The organism is Vasconcelosia minhoensis LEGE 07310 (assembly GCF_015207255.1).
GTDB classification, from domain to species: domain Bacteria; phylum Cyanobacteriota; class Cyanobacteriia; order Phormidesmidales; family Phormidesmidaceae; genus Vasconcelosia; species Vasconcelosia minhoensis.
Genome location: NZ_JADEXG010000092.1, coordinates 1 through 13,026, shown reverse-complemented (window position 1 = coordinate 13,026; position 13,026 = coordinate 1). Strand labels below are relative to the sequence as shown.

Genomic DNA, 13,026 nt, shown 5'->3' with positions numbered 1-13,026 from the left:
GCAATCGCAATTTTTGCTTTGAACTCTGGACTATACTGTCTGCGTTTTCTGCTCATGAATAACTCCTATCATTTTTTGAGTGATTCGGAGCTTAGCTACCTGTCCAGTTTTTGGGGTCCACTATAGTTGTCTGCCGCCGCACAACTTTACCGTTAAGTAGCCTTTACAAAACTTGTCGGTCAAATTTCCCAGGCTGCCTGAAAGAAGTCGCGCTCGCAGAGCATGGCGTAGCGATAAGTTAAGCGCGTCACCGGGCCGTCTTCAGCATATTCATCTACCAGGGCCTCTAGCTGTTCGGCCAGCGGCGTAAATTCGTCGCTGCTGTAGGTAGCAATCCAGTCTTTGTAGGCATGTTCAGGCAGGCCGTTTTGGGCTAGGGCCTGACCCAGGTAGGCATAGAGGCGCATACAGGGCGACATCGCTACCGCCGTCACGCCCACCGACTGGCTCCAGGCAGTGGCCAGCAGAAAGTCGGTATAGCGACGGGTCGCCGTGCCGGGATGGACCGAGGTGATGTCAACTTCCCAGTTCTGGGCGTAGCGGCTGTGCAGCTGGAGCTCTTGCAAGACGCCGTCGGCCAGCTGATGAAAGATTTGAAAGCCTTGCCAGGAAGGCGCTTTCGCTGCCGCAATACTGTAGGCACGGGCAAAGGCTTCAAGGAAAAAGGCATCCTGCCCGACATAATAGGCAAACTTTTCCTTGTCTAAGGAGCCATCGCCAATCCCCTGGACAAAGGGGCTTTTGAGTGAAGCTTCCGCCAGCTCAAGATTGGCCTGCCAGAGCAGTTGAGAAAGGGACATTGCGCTTACTTGTCATACCGGCTGCTCCGATCCTAAAGCAAAACGGTAGGCTGCTCTGCCTACCGTTTTTTGGATGCTATCGTTTCAGCGTCTAAGAGAGCGGCTCTCCGTCCAGACGGCGAACGGCGACAACCGACGGCTTGGGTGGGTCATTGGGGTTTTTACCCGGCCAGTTAGAGCCAATCGGCACCTCCCGCGCTTGAATGAAGGGAACGCCATCGGTCGTCTGCATCGCAAATGAGCGCGTCTCAGCAGCCATCGCCTGCCGCTGGCCGTTCACCTCACCTGGATGCTGGGCAGATAAAAACAAGGTGGTGTTGTCAGGCGTAAAGTAGGGTCCGGTCATCTCGCATTCCATTGGGCCGTAGCCAAACAGGTAGGCCGAACCGGCGCGATCGCCCGTCGTTGGAATTTGCCAGATAGCGTTATTGCCAAAGATTCCGAGCAGCTCTTTCTGACTCAGCGTCTCTCCTTGCTCATTAATGCGGGCAGGGACGGGCTGATTATGCGCGCTGGTGGACATGTCAGTAACCATCCATAGGTTGCCTTTGGCGTCGAACTCCAGGTTGTCTGGATTCGAGAAACCTAGCCCGCCTTCAGCCGGCTCACCACCAGCTGCAAACATTTCCCACTGGAAGCTCATCGCCGCTGGATCGTTGCTGTCCTCCATTAGCTTCATAATCCAGCCGTACTCGTACTCTTCTTCGCCGTTTGGCCCCTGGAAAATGGCTGTGTCAGGGCCACCGTCACCACCGGGCAGACCAGAGGTAAAGGCAATGAAGAGCGTTCCATCAGGCGCTACCATCGTATCTTCGGGTCGAGCCGTCGTGGTCGAGCCAGCAGCAGAGGCCGCAAAATGGGCATCGATTAGGATAGCGCCCTGCTTTTCTAGGTCGCTGCCTTCGTAGAGGTCGCCCAGGGTACCGTACTGCTGCTTCATCGCCTGGGCAACCGCGTCATCCTCGACTTTTATAAAGCCACCCTCAGGCCGATTTGGCAAGGTCACCATGCCGCCCACCACTGTACTGGGCAGCACCGGATCAACTGCCGTATCCATCGTCAGCGGAATCCAGGTGCCGCTGCCGTCCGGGTTGAACTTGGCCGCATAGAGCATCCCGTCGGCTAGCAGCTGGGAGTTGGCCTTATCCTGCGGGTTGGTGACCGGGTTGCTGCTGACGAATTTGTAGACATGGCCGCCTCTGCGATCGCAGCCTGAATAAAACGCCAGCGGGCTGCCTGCTTCCACCCGAATGCCAACTGCTTCGTGGCGATAGCGACCTAGCCAACTGTGCTTTGTGCCAAAGTCGTCCGGGTTGCTCGGGTCAACTTCAACAATCCAGCCGTACTTGTTGCATGAGAGGCCCAGCACGTTGCCCTGCCCATCAATCCCGTCGTCAAACGCTTTTTCGCGAGGTGAAAATGCCGTCCCATCAGCGTAAACGGCCTCAGGTACCTGATCTTGAAAGTTCTCTTCAGCGCTGAGGGCGGTTCCCCAAGGCGTCGTCCCCCCGGCGCAGTTGCCAAAGCTGCCGATCACGAAAGCGCCCAGGCTATCCATATAGCCCTGACCCGTTTGCTTGATAAAGACAGCTGCTGCCGGTCCGGTCACCCTGAGATAGCGATCGTCCTCCAGTCCAGAAATGCCCGAAATGCGCCGGTCTGCGTCGGAATTAGTCCGCACCCAGCGGCCGTCGGTATCGCGGCGAACTGAGATGACGCCGAGCCCCTGATCTAACAGCGCCTCCTTAGAAATTTCGCGAATCTGCGCCTTGAGCGGATCGTCATCCGGCAGTTCAAAGGCATTGACCTCGCCATCCTGTGCCTCTAGGGCGGCAGCGACTTCAGCGAAGGGTAGGACCTTACCCGTCACAGGCTCTAGCGTCTTAGACCAGGTGTCGGCGCTGATGTATTCAAAGTTAACGGTGAGGTAGCCCTCGTCCGGACCAGTGGGCACAAAGGATAGATAGTCATTGTTATAGCCGACGCGAGAATCCCCCAGCGGGTCGCCCCAAGACGCGATCACATCGTAGGTATAGCCCTGCGGCAGGACTAAATCGTCCTGGATCTGATAGCGGCTGTAATAGTCGAGCTGCTTGACATCGGCAAGACCAATTCCCTCGTAGGGCAGCGGTCCCTGTAGCGGTAGAAACCCGCCCGGTGGAGAGGCGGCCTGGGCCGTCTGCGACACAACCAGGCTCTGCCCCTGGCCCCGCACACCGACTGCCGTAGTGCCCGCTGCCGCACCTAAAAACAAAAGAAACTGCCTGCGTTTGAAACTCATAGGGGTGAAAAAGCTAAGTAATTTTCAACCCAGAGTGTATGATTCTTAGGTTAAGAAGAGGTAATCCTAGCGCCTGTTAAGCTCAGCTTATGCCTTTAGCCTTAGACTTGGATGATTAGGCCGAAGGCGTCTTCAGCAACGCGATCGCGGTCCGACAGTCGGCCTCAATCTGCTGCTTGAGCGCATCTACCGAGGCAAATTTTTGCTCCGGCCGCAGAAAGTTTTCTAAACTCACCGTCAGCGTTCGCCCGTAGAGGTCTGCCGACCAGTCCAGCAAATGCACCTCGACGCTGAGGTGCTGGCCCGCGACGGTCGGCCGATGGCCAATGTTCATCACCCCGGCGCAGGGTGGCTCTAAACCAGTCGCCGCCCCGTAGACCCAAACGCTGTAGACGCCGCTGCGCGGTAGATATTTATCAGCTGGCAGCTTTAGGTTCGCGGTTGGAAACCCAATCGTCCGGCCCAGCTGCTGCCCCTGAACGACTCGACCAGTCAGGGTATAGGTGCGGCCCAGCAGCCGATTGGCTTCAGGCAGGTTACCGGCCTGCAGAGCCTGCCGAATCCGCGAACTGCTAATTCGCTCATCGGTTTCGAGCTTCAGCGGTACCACCGTGACCGCCACGCCGTAGGCAGCCGCGATCGCGCTCAGCATTTCCGCATCTCCTGCCCGCCCACGACCGAACCGAAAGTCGCTGCCGACGCTAATCCGCTGGGCCTGTAGTCCCTGAATCAGTATCTTTTCGACAAAGTCTTGGGGCGAGAGCGCTGCCAGGGCTTGGTTAAACGGCAGCAGCAGCAGCTGGTCTACCCCCAGCTGAGCCAGCCGCAGCGACTTCTCGGCCAGCGGCGTCAGCAGAGGGCGGATCTGGCCCGAAAAAAACTCGCGGGGATGGGGAAAAAAAGTCACTACGGTCGGATGGGGTGCCGTCGCTATTGCTGAAGGCAGATCGGGCCGGGCAGCCCCCTGCCAATGGCTATATCCGGACGCGATCGCAGACTCGTGTAGACAGTCCGCCACCTGGCCTGAAAGCTGGAGAGAAGGAACTCTATTCGCCTGGCCCGTCGGCAACTGTAGAATCGGCCGAATCACCTGCTGATGCCCGAGGTGAACGCCATCAAAGTTGCCCAGCGCTACAGACGCAGGAACCTTTGCCGTTTCCAATGAAGAGGTGACCCACACCCTTTACATTCTGACACAAACTTGCCCAAATAATATTCGGGAAACTGTTTGGGAGTTTGTGGCTAATAGGCAGGTTGCGCAGCCAAAACGGGCAGATCGATCACCATACCCTCTCTCGCAATCACGCTGTTGGGAAACTCAGCAGCGACCTGCACAGCTAAATCGTCCATAAAGTCATCGTGATGCATCGGGTCGTGGTGGAATATGACCAGCTGTTTTACATTGGCGGCCTTTGCGACTTTAACCGCCTCCTGCCAGGTCGAATGGCCCCAACCTACTTTACTGACCTTGACGTCGTGGTACTCGTTGTCGGTATAGGTCGCGTCGTAGATCATCACGTCGGCTTCGTGGGCCAGCCGCAGCACATTGTCGTCTAGCCGATCGGGAAAGTGTTCGGTGTCGCTGACATAGGCAACTGAACGCCCGCCATAACTCACGCGATAGCCAACCGCTTCACCGGGATGGTTGAGCAGTGCGTTTTCAATGGTGATATCACCAATATTGACCACTTCGTTGAGGTCTAGATCGCAAAACTTGAGCTCGGCTCCCATAATCTGTAAGGGAACCGGAAAGTTGGGGTGCAGCATCTGATCGTTCAGCCGCTGCTCGATCGTGGAACCGTTGGGCGAAATCGCGCCATGGATGATAAATCGGTTCCCTGCGACAAAGGCCGGTACAAAGAAGGGAAATCCTTGAATGTGGTCCCAGTGGGAATGGGTGAAAAACATGTTGGCTTTGAGCGGCATTGCTGGCAGCAGTTTTTGACCCAGCAGCCGCAGCCCGGTACCGCCGTCAAAAATCAGCAGCTCGTCATTGATCTGCATTTCAATACAGGCCGTGTTCCCACCATAGCGGACGGTCTTCTCGCCCGGGCAGGCAACGCTACCCCGGACTCCCCAAAAGCAAACTGAGAATTGACTCTGCTGTTCTGTCATTGAGCTGCCCATACGTCGAAAGAATAACTCAAGGAAATGCGGAGATTTTTATCGTCAGTCCTCAGGCCATGAACCAACTGAGGTTGAGAAATCAAAGCGCGCTTTTCCCATTGTGCCCAAGCAAGGCATCGAGCTTGCGTTTGGCCAAAATATTTTGGTCCGCTCTCTGTAGAAACTGCCAAAAATGCCTAGAACGATGTCAGGAGACAGGGCAGATAAATTCCTCTAATCCTTGGCCAAAGACTTTTCAACTGCGCTATAGGGAATCCAACTACTCAGCCGGGTTAGACCGCTGTAGGCAGTTAAATTGTACTGTAGGGGCGTCAGCGTAATAAACCCCTCTTTAATCGCGGCAACATCGGTCGGAAACTGCTTTTGAGCCACTAGCTCTGGTTCAGCTGGCAGTTCTGCCTCCCCCTCTTCGACGACTTTTCCGGCCAGCCAATAGTAGGTCTTACCCCGCGGATCGGTGCGTTTCTCGAACTGGTCATACCATCGACGCATTCCCTGACGCGCAATTTTGACGCCGCGGATTCGGTCAACCACCTTTCGCGAGGGAACATTGACATTTAGCAAAATGGGCAGGCTGAGTGGCTGTTGCCCCAGCCCTAAGACCAGCTGATGGGCGAACTCAGCCGCGGGTTGAAAGTCCTCAGCCCCTGGCCCTACTAGGCTAAGGGCAACGCTGGGAATGCCTTCGAGAACGCCCTCCATCGCGGCGGAGACTGTGCCTGAGTACAGCACATCGGTGCCCAGGTTAGCCCCGTGATTAATTCCCGATAGCACCAGGTCGGGTGCCGTCGGCAGAATTGCGTCGAGGGCTAGCTTGACACAGTCTGAGGGGGTTCCCGAGCAGGCCCAGGCGGCAACGCCCTCAGCGAAGACGGCGGCAACCGGGTCTACTCGCAGCGGCTTGTGCATGGTTAGCCCGTGCCCGGTGGCAGAGCGCTCCCGGTCAGGGCAGACAACCGTGACGGCGTGACCTGCCGCCGCCAGCCGATTGGCCAGGGTGCGCAGGCCTATGGCAAAGATGCCATCGTCGTTACTGATTAGAATTTTCATCGTTAAATTGATGGGGATGCCACTGAACCGTCCCTACGGGAAGCAGCCCCGCAGGCTACTATAGGTTAGTTTGCCAATCGCCGCTTTGTAACGGCCATCCCCACCCCACCATGAGTACCCCAGCCGATCTCGAAACTCAGCTCAGTACGGTGCAGCAGCAGGCTGCCGGTGAAATTCAGGCGGCGGCCAACCTGGGCGAACTAGACCAGGTGCGCGTCAGCTATCTGGGCAAAAAAGGAAAACTTTCTCAGGTGCTGGGCGGCATGGGCAAGCTCTCGGCAGCGGACCGACCGCGGGTAGGCGCGATCGCGAACCAGGTCAAAACCGAGCTGCAAACCCGGCTCGACCAGCGCAAGTCGGAGCTCCAAGCAGCCCAGGTGCAGGCCCAGCTTGCCGCTGAAACGCTAGACGTAACCATGCCGGGCGTCTACCAGCCCCAGGGCCGGGTACACCCGATTAACAGCATTATCGACCAGATTATCGACATCTTTGTCGGCCTGGGCTACACCGTCGCCCAAGGTCCCGAGGTCGAAAGCGACTATTACAACTTCGAGGCGCTCAACTTTTTGCCCGACCATCCGGCCCGCGATATGCAGGATACGCTATACCTGCCCAACGGCCAGATGATGCGCACCCATACGTCAAATATTCAAATCCGCTACATGGAAAAGCACGAGCCGCCGCTGCGGGTGCTGGCCTCGGGCCGCTGCTATCGGCGCGATACCGTAGACGCCACCCACGCCGCCGTTTTTCATCAGATCGAGTTTTTTGCCGTTGATCAGGGCATCACCTTCACCGATCTGCGCGGCACCGTCCAGGCGTTTCTCGAAGCCCTATACGGCGACGTTGAAATGCGCTTTCGGCCCAGCTATTTCCCGTTTACCGAACCGTCGGCAGAAGTAGACGTGCGCTGGCAGGGCCGCTGGCTAGAGGTGCTGGGCTGCGGCATGATCGACCCCAATGTGATGAAATCGGTCGGTTATGACCCAGAAGTTTACACCGGCTTTGCCGCTGGCCTCGGTGTCGAGCGTCTGGCCATGGTGCAAAGCCAAATCGACGACATCCGTCGCCTCTACGCCAGCGACCTGCGGTTCCTCCGCCAGTTTTAGCGAGGCAAAACTTGAAAGTAGCCTGAATGCCAAGGGTGGATCTAATGGTTTTATCTATGATTTCTCAGCGGGGAACTTAGACAATAATACTGGGTAATTCTGATGTATTAATCCAATATGACTGCGCCGATTTTTTAATCCTAGCGCAAAAGTCTCTGCAGATACTTTTCCAAATATGGGGCAACATCGTTTGAGCCTGATCTCTAAGCTTGTCTGTGAGAAAATTTGTGTCGTTGAAATCAACCTGAGTGAATTATCAAATTTACTTACTTTAATGCCCATAATATTTTTCTGAGACTCAACCTGAATATCATAAGTATTTAAGTGAGATATAAGTTTTAACCCACGGTTCGCCGATCGCTACCTGTAGTGTTTTCCTCTAGTGAGAAACACACCGATGGGGCATTCGTAATTTTGAACATACTATCCATGGTAGATGTCAGAATTTAGAACTGCTATATGTGGAAAATGAGCGAACCGTCCATTTTAACTCAGCGACTTACAGATTCAGAAGCACCAAGTCTGGGATCTGAAACAAAGATTGATAAACTAACACAGCACCGCCAATGACAGATGCATCCTCACCAAATTCAGAAATGTTCCAGCGAGAGTTAGGAGTGCTAAAGAAGCCGAATTCCCCATTACCTAAAAGTTCTGACGTTAGTATTTGACTCAACTGATCTTCAATATAAGGAAGCAATGCTGTCAGTGACCCCCCTAAGATAATACGCTCTGGATTGATAATATTAATAATGTTAGCCAATCCTTGACCCAGGCGGCCTGCCCATTGGGAGACGAGGTTATAAGCATCTTTATCTTCGTTGTTTAAAGCTTCTATCAAATCACTTAATTCGGCCATTTTTCCTACTTGTTGTTGATATTGTTTCAGCAGTCCTGCTTTGCCAACCAGTGCCCCAAAACTGCCAGGTTGACCATATTCGCTGCCGATTAAGTTTTGATCATCAATCATCAGCTCACAAACTTCACCGGCTGTTCCGTTTGCACCACGCATAATTCGATGATTAATGACAATGCCGCTTCCAACACCTTCGTTCAGCAGTAAAAACAGCAGGCTATCGCTCTGCACAGCACTACCGAGATAAACTTCTGCGAGCGCTGCTGAATTTGCGTCATTATCAATGAAAAGTGGCAGGGTGACGTGAGCTTCCAAGTATTTTCGTAAATTAACTCCGTGCCAATTCAAACCAGGCACGCGAATCAGCACACCGTCTCGATTGATTGTACCCGGAGTGGTTAAACCTATGCCTCGAAGCCGTTGACTGCTGAAAGGGTTTGCTCGGCGCAGTTGCTGGATCAGCTGAACCAGTTGTGAAATGACGGTATCGGGATCAGTATCTGTCAAAGGCATAGATAACTTAGCTTTCATCTCTGCTGCGAGGTTTAGCTCTGCTACTTTTATATGATCTGCTTCGATAGCAGCGCCAATAAAGAATGCTCCGTCCGGGTTCAGGTCAAGCTCCATCCCAGGTCTTCCTCCTCCAGGTTGAGATGCCATTGCTGCCCCTTGACGAATAAGTCCGTCTGCGAGTAACTCCGCTGTAATCACTGTCACAGTAGACCGCGTCAGCCCTGTGCGGCGGGCAATTTCAGCCCGAGACAAACCTGCATTACAGCGCAGCAAGCCCAGAATGCGAACGTAATTGATCTGCTTCAGCAGGCTGGAATCAGTATTCAGAGTCCTTACGGAGTTAGTTTTCATAAGAAACAATCCAACCTCCAGTTTGTTTTCATTGTAAATTATCTACCCTATGTTTGTTCGGCGACAAAACAAACTATTCTGAAGATGCAGTTTTACTGGAACGAAGATCATGACAATTCAAAATCATATAGAGCCTCTAATTATTTCCTTGAGCCGGCGCCGACTTATACCTGTGAGATCTTTTAATGCAGCTCATGATGTCTGAATTAAAGATTTTGTTTGACTGGAAGAACGTTGACATTTCCAGGGCGCATAAAAGCTAACGTGTGCATCAGGATATTTGGCGAGCCGCCAGTTTATTTGCGATAGGTGCTAAAGATTTCAGCACACATTATTACTAAACTAACGCACTGTGCTAGTGCTACTGCCGATTCAGAGATAAGCAACGTCACTCGTGAGTAAAAATCCTAAAGAGTTTAGTACGAACTCAAAAGGGTTCTTTGATTCAATTTTTGCTAACTATTCAGGATAATCATCATGGAATTTCCATACACTCCACAAGGTCTATTTGGTTTGGCAACCTTTTCTCTACTAGCACTGAAAATCATTTTATGGGCTTTGACATCCATTATTTTACTAGAGCTAGTCCGAGTGTTATATCATGTACTTCATCATGAGTCAAAAATTTTGTATAGTCGGTTTCATAGGTGGCATCATTGTGCATACAAAGGCAGCTTTCAAAATAAAGATTCTCTGGCATGTTGTAAAAGCTTTTGGTACTATGATTTGCCAGAAGCATTCTCAATGGTTATTGCCGGAATTGCTCTGTTAGGGGTTTTGAATCTTTCTGAAAGTCCATCATTAGACGCAATTTCCGGTACTCTTATTGGATGCTGCTACGCTTTAAGGGAAGTATTATTTACTGTTTTTAAATTTTGCGGTGTCCAATGGGAAATTGATGCAGACGTGAACCACAGTACTGACGAATCTCTCGTCGCAAAGCCAGGAAAATGGAAAGTTAATCTCAGCTATCATTGGCGTCATCATTTTCATAATGAGGGAGTTTACCTTTCCGGAATCTATTCATTTTTTGATCAACTTCTGGGAACAGCAGTATCGCTGCGTTCTAGACGCATAGCCAGTTTAGGAGAGCTTGGTGAACTCAGCCAGCCTTTACAGGAGGAATTGATGAAATCTGGAGCTAGGCCCTCCATTGAAACTAAACTTAATGCATCCAGTAACTTTAATAAGGTTGATATCCTGATTCTGAATGCAATGTCCGAAAATGAAGACATTGAAGAATTGCTTGAATGTGTAAATAGGTTCTTTAAAACTGTTACATCAATTCGCGATGTAGCTCTCAAAGAAATTTGGGTTTTATTTCCAGAAACGGAGTTGCTACCAGGTTTAGAGACGGCTGTTGAGGTTAATCAGAAAGTGTTTAGCAATTCAGTAACTATTATTCGTCTCGACTCGCCTTGTGTTATTAGAAAAGTTGTGGTGAGACAACCTAGTCAAATCACAGAGGCTCAAGAAGTAGCACAAGCCCTGGTTAGTTCTATTCAACGAGACAGTCGTAACATTGTTCCAGGAAGACCAGCTATGAATTTATGGTACAAGCTCAAAGAAACAGCAGGTTCAACCTATTGTCGTTTTCGGAAGGAGTTTTCAAATAGAAATCAACATCTACAGAGAGCTAACTAAGCATAGGCATGATCTCACTAACTCCAGAGTAGTATTTGCAGCTTGATACTGTTCTGAAAGTACAAATTTAGCAACACAGAAACTAGTTCCCACTCGCATTTAGGAGTTATACAATGAATTCGCAGACCTTGGGTATTTTAGTAGGTGGTTTATTGCCTGCTCTATGTTACGGGATAGCTGGCCTATTTTCGAAAACGAGCACAGACGCTGGTATGCCCGTTGGAAGTCATTTAGTTTTCATTGGTTTAGCAGTAAGTTCAGTTGGAGGAATATTCAATCAAGTTTTTCCTGGCAAAGTACCTTCAGCAATGGCAATCGTATCTTCTTCGACGCTAGGAGCAATTTGGGGATTAGGCACAGGGTGTGTTGCGTTAGGACTGATTTTCTATCAAGCTCCCATGGCCAAATTGACTCCACTGTATAATATGAATACTTTAATTGGTGTCATATTAGCCCTAATCCTTTTTGCAGAATGGAAGAGCGTAAATGTTGGTATTTTATTGGCAGGTACTTTTCTTATTTGCGTTGGAGGAATATTAGTGGCTAGAGCTTAACTGTGGACTGACCGTAGTCAAATTACCATTGGAGTGGTTGGCTCCTTCCAAATTGGCCCCTTCCAACCAAATTAGCGTAGTTCAAAGCAGTCTTTCTAAAATTAGCCACGCTCAAGTTGACTCCGCTCAAATCTGGACTGGTATACTCTCCACTGACTACATCTTTTTTAGTGCGAGCCATCTTAACTCCCTCGAAGTCTCTTTCCCAGCGGCATATCTTTTTAACTGTTCTTCAGCATCCATTATTTTCCAAACTTCTTTAGAAAAGAATAATCCCCAGCTTTGAGAAGGAAAGAATTCCGATTGGTCAAAGCTGGAGATTATTTTATCTTTGGCTAAAAAGGGCTAGGAAGCAGCGCCGACGCCGACCGGGCAGGAGACGTTGGTACCACCTAGGCCGCAGTAGCCGCCCGGGTTTTTGGCCAGGTACTGCTGGTGATAGTCTTCAGCGTAGTAGAACTCTGGTGCGGGGATAATTTCGGTGGTGATTTCTCCGTGACCGGCATCCTTAAGGGCAGATTGGTAAGCCTGCCGGGTTTGCTCTGCGGCGGCTTTCTGCGCGTCAGAGTAATAGTAGATGCCCGACCGATACTGCGTGCCTGAATCGTTGCCCTGGCGCATCCCTTGGGTCGGATTGTGGCCTTCCCAGAACAGCTTCAGCAGTTCTTCGTAGCTGATGACCTGAGGATCGTAAGCCACCAGGACGACCTCATTGTGTCCCGTCATCCCAGAGCAGACTTCCCGGTAGGTTGGGTTGGGCGTATGACCAGCAGCGTAGCCTACGGCAGTGCTGTAGACGCCGTCCTGCTGCCAAAACTTGCGCTCAGCCCCCCAAAAGCAGCCCATGCCAAACATCGCTAGCTCAATCCCTTCAGGGAAAGGTGGCTTTAGCGAATTGCCGTTGACGTAGTGCTTATCCGGCACAGACATTTTCTCAGAGCGACCGGGCAGCGCATCTTCGGGGTTGGGGATGGTGCTTTTCTTGCCGAGTCCAAATAGTGCCATAGGGATTGTTTTTCCTGATTTAATGCGTTTGCACTAAATTTTAGTCAATCCGCCCGAATTAATCAGTGAGGATTGCCGCCCGCATCTCCTTGAACCCGTCATCTTACCGGGTGCCAAACAGCCGGTCACCGGCATCCCCCAGACCGGGCAAAATGTAGCCCTGCGAGTCCAGCTCGCGGTCGATCGCAGCGGTGTAGAGCGTGACGTCGGGGTGATGGGCCTGGACCTGTTCAATGCCTTCTGGCGCAGCGAGTAAACACATGAAGCGGAGCGATCGCGGATTGGCCTGCTTCAGCCGACCGATCGCAGCGCTGGCGGTATTCCCTGTCGCGACCATCGGGTCCACAATCACCACATCGCGGTCAGACAGGTCCTCAGGTACTTTGAAGTAGTACTCGATCACCATATGGGTATGGGGATCGCGGTACAGACCGATGTGGCCCACCCGGGCCGAGGGAATCAGCTCTAAAATGCCGTCGAGGATGCCCTGCCCGGCCCGCATAATTGCCACAATCACCATTTTCTTATCTGCCAGCAGCGGCGCATTCATCGTCTCCATCGGGGTTTCGATCGGCTCGGACTTCAGCGGCAGATCGCGGGTGACTTCGTAGGCCAGCAGCATACTAATCTCTTTCAGCAGTGAACGAAATTTAGCGGTGCTGGTCTGCTGCTGCCGCATTAGGGTGAGCTTGTGCTGGATTAGGGGGTGTTTGATGACTTGGATTTCGGGCATGGG

Annotated in this window: 12 protein-coding genes; 3 read left to right on the top strand and 9 right to left on the bottom strand. The window is 51.9% G+C overall.

The window, feature by feature from the left end:
• Positions 1 to 179: 179 nt before the first annotated feature.
• From IQ241_RS23525 to surE, 5 genes are all read right to left on the bottom strand, one after another.
• The gene (locus IQ241_RS23525) at positions 180 to 800 is read right to left on the bottom strand and encodes a TenA family protein (protein ID WP_193911958.1); all 621 of its coding nucleotides are present in this window, start codon (positions 798 to 800) and stop codon (positions 180 to 182) included.
• Between the two features lie 91 nt (positions 801 to 891).
• On the bottom strand, positions 892 to 3,081 hold the full coding sequence (locus IQ241_RS23520; RefSeq protein WP_193911956.1) for a PhoX family protein: 2,190 nt from the start codon (positions 3,079 to 3,081) through the stop codon (positions 892 to 894).
• Between the two features lie 115 nt (positions 3,082 to 3,196).
• Positions 3,197 to 4,261, bottom strand: coding sequence for a bifunctional riboflavin kinase/FAD synthetase (locus IQ241_RS23515; protein WP_193911954.1), 1,065 nt, complete (start codon positions 4,259 to 4,261; stop codon positions 3,197 to 3,199).
• Positions 4,262 to 4,323: 62 nt separating this feature from the next.
• Positions 4,324 to 5,196 carry an MBL fold metallo-hydrolase gene (locus tag IQ241_RS23510; protein WP_193911951.1) on the bottom strand — a complete coding sequence of 291 codons (873 nt, stop codon included), beginning with the start codon at positions 5,194 to 5,196 and terminating at the stop codon, positions 4,324 to 4,326.
• A gap of 225 nt (positions 5,197 to 5,421) precedes the next feature.
• Positions 5,422 to 6,258, bottom strand: coding sequence for a 5'/3'-nucleotidase SurE (gene surE, locus IQ241_RS23505; protein WP_193911949.1), 837 nt, complete (start codon positions 6,256 to 6,258; stop codon positions 5,422 to 5,424).
• A 110-nt stretch (positions 6,259 to 6,368) separates the two neighbouring features.
• On the opposite strand from surE, the gene pheS reads away from it, so the two are divergent.
• Positions 6,369 to 7,367: a phenylalanine--tRNA ligase subunit alpha gene (gene pheS, locus IQ241_RS23500; protein WP_193911947.1), complete on the top strand. Its 999-nt coding sequence runs from the start codon at positions 6,369 to 6,371 to the stop codon at positions 7,365 to 7,367.
• A 499-nt stretch (positions 7,368 to 7,866) separates the two neighbouring features.
• On the opposite strand, the gene IQ241_RS23495 is transcribed toward pheS, so the two are convergent.
• Positions 7,867 to 9,087 carry an ROK family transcriptional regulator gene (locus IQ241_RS23495; protein ID WP_193911945.1) on the bottom strand — a complete coding sequence of 407 codons (1,221 nt, stop codon included), beginning with the start codon at positions 9,085 to 9,087 and terminating at the stop codon, positions 7,867 to 7,869.
• A 477-nt stretch (positions 9,088 to 9,564) separates the two neighbouring features.
• Here IQ241_RS23495 and IQ241_RS23490 point away from each other — a divergent pair, with 477 nt between their 5' ends.
• The gene (locus tag IQ241_RS23490; protein ID WP_193911943.1) at positions 9,565 to 10,731 is read left to right on the top strand and encodes a sterol desaturase family protein; all 1,167 of its coding nucleotides are present in this window, start codon (positions 9,565 to 9,567) and stop codon (positions 10,729 to 10,731) included.
• Between the two features lie 113 nt (positions 10,732 to 10,844).
• The gene (locus IQ241_RS23485; RefSeq protein WP_193911941.1) at positions 10,845 to 11,285 is read left to right on the top strand and encodes a hypothetical protein; all 441 of its coding nucleotides are present in this window, start codon (positions 10,845 to 10,847) and stop codon (positions 11,283 to 11,285) included.
• A gap of 22 nt (positions 11,286 to 11,307) precedes the next feature.
• Here the strand turns inward: IQ241_RS23485 and IQ241_RS26830 are convergent, their stop codons facing one another.
• The 3 genes from IQ241_RS26830 to upp all read right to left on the bottom strand — a co-directional run bounded on the left by IQ241_RS26830 (position 11,308) and on the right by upp (position 13,023).
• A complete protein-coding gene (locus IQ241_RS26830; protein ID WP_390622491.1) occupies positions 11,308 to 11,466 on the bottom strand; it encodes a pentapeptide repeat-containing protein in 159 nt (52 codons plus the stop codon).
• Between the two features lie 164 nt (positions 11,467 to 11,630).
• The gene (gene msrA / locus IQ241_RS23480) at positions 11,631 to 12,290 is read right to left on the bottom strand and encodes a peptide-methionine (S)-S-oxide reductase MsrA (RefSeq protein WP_193911939.1); all 660 of its coding nucleotides are present in this window, start codon (positions 12,288 to 12,290) and stop codon (positions 11,631 to 11,633) included.
• A 103-nt stretch (positions 12,291 to 12,393) separates the two neighbouring features.
• Positions 12,394 to 13,023 (bottom strand): uracil phosphoribosyltransferase, encoded by a 630-nt coding sequence (upp, locus tag IQ241_RS23475; RefSeq protein ID WP_193911960.1) that lies wholly within the window; start codon positions 13,021 to 13,023, stop codon positions 12,394 to 12,396.
• Positions 13,024 to 13,026: the final 3 nt, after the last annotated feature.

Coding starts and splice junctions, on each gene's coding strand:
- IQ241_RS23525 (WP_193911958.1), bottom strand. CDS start 800: ATGTCCCTTTCTCAACTGCTCTGGCAGGCCAATCTTGAGCTGGCGGAA.
- IQ241_RS23520 (WP_193911956.1), bottom strand. CDS start 3,081: ATGAGTTTCAAACGCAGGCAGTTTCTTTTGTTTTTAGGTGCGGCAGCG.
- IQ241_RS23510 (WP_193911951.1), bottom strand. CDS start 5,196: ATGACAGAACAGCAGAGTCAATTCTCAGTTTGCTTTTGGGGAGTCCGG.
- surE (WP_193911949.1), bottom strand. CDS start 6,258: ATGAAAATTCTAATCAGTAACGACGATGGCATCTTTGCCATAGGCCTG.
- pheS (WP_193911947.1), top strand. CDS start 6,369: ATGAGTACCCCAGCCGATCTCGAAACTCAGCTCAGTACGGTGCAGCAG.
- IQ241_RS23495 (WP_193911945.1), bottom strand. CDS start 9,087: ATGAAAACTAACTCCGTAAGGACTCTGAATACTGATTCCAGCCTGCTG.
- IQ241_RS23490 (WP_193911943.1), top strand. CDS start 9,565: ATGGAATTTCCATACACTCCACAAGGTCTATTTGGTTTGGCAACCTTT.
- IQ241_RS23485 (WP_193911941.1), top strand. CDS start 10,845: ATGAATTCGCAGACCTTGGGTATTTTAGTAGGTGGTTTATTGCCTGCT.
- IQ241_RS26830 (WP_390622491.1), bottom strand. CDS start 11,466: ATGGCTCGCACTAAAAAAGATGTAGTCAGTGGAGAGTATACCAGTCCA.
- msrA (WP_193911939.1), bottom strand. CDS start 12,290: ATGGCACTATTTGGACTCGGCAAGAAAAGCACCATCCCCAACCCCGAA.
- upp (WP_193911960.1), bottom strand. CDS start 13,023: ATGCCCGAAATCCAAGTCATCAAACACCCCCTAATCCAGCACAAGCTC.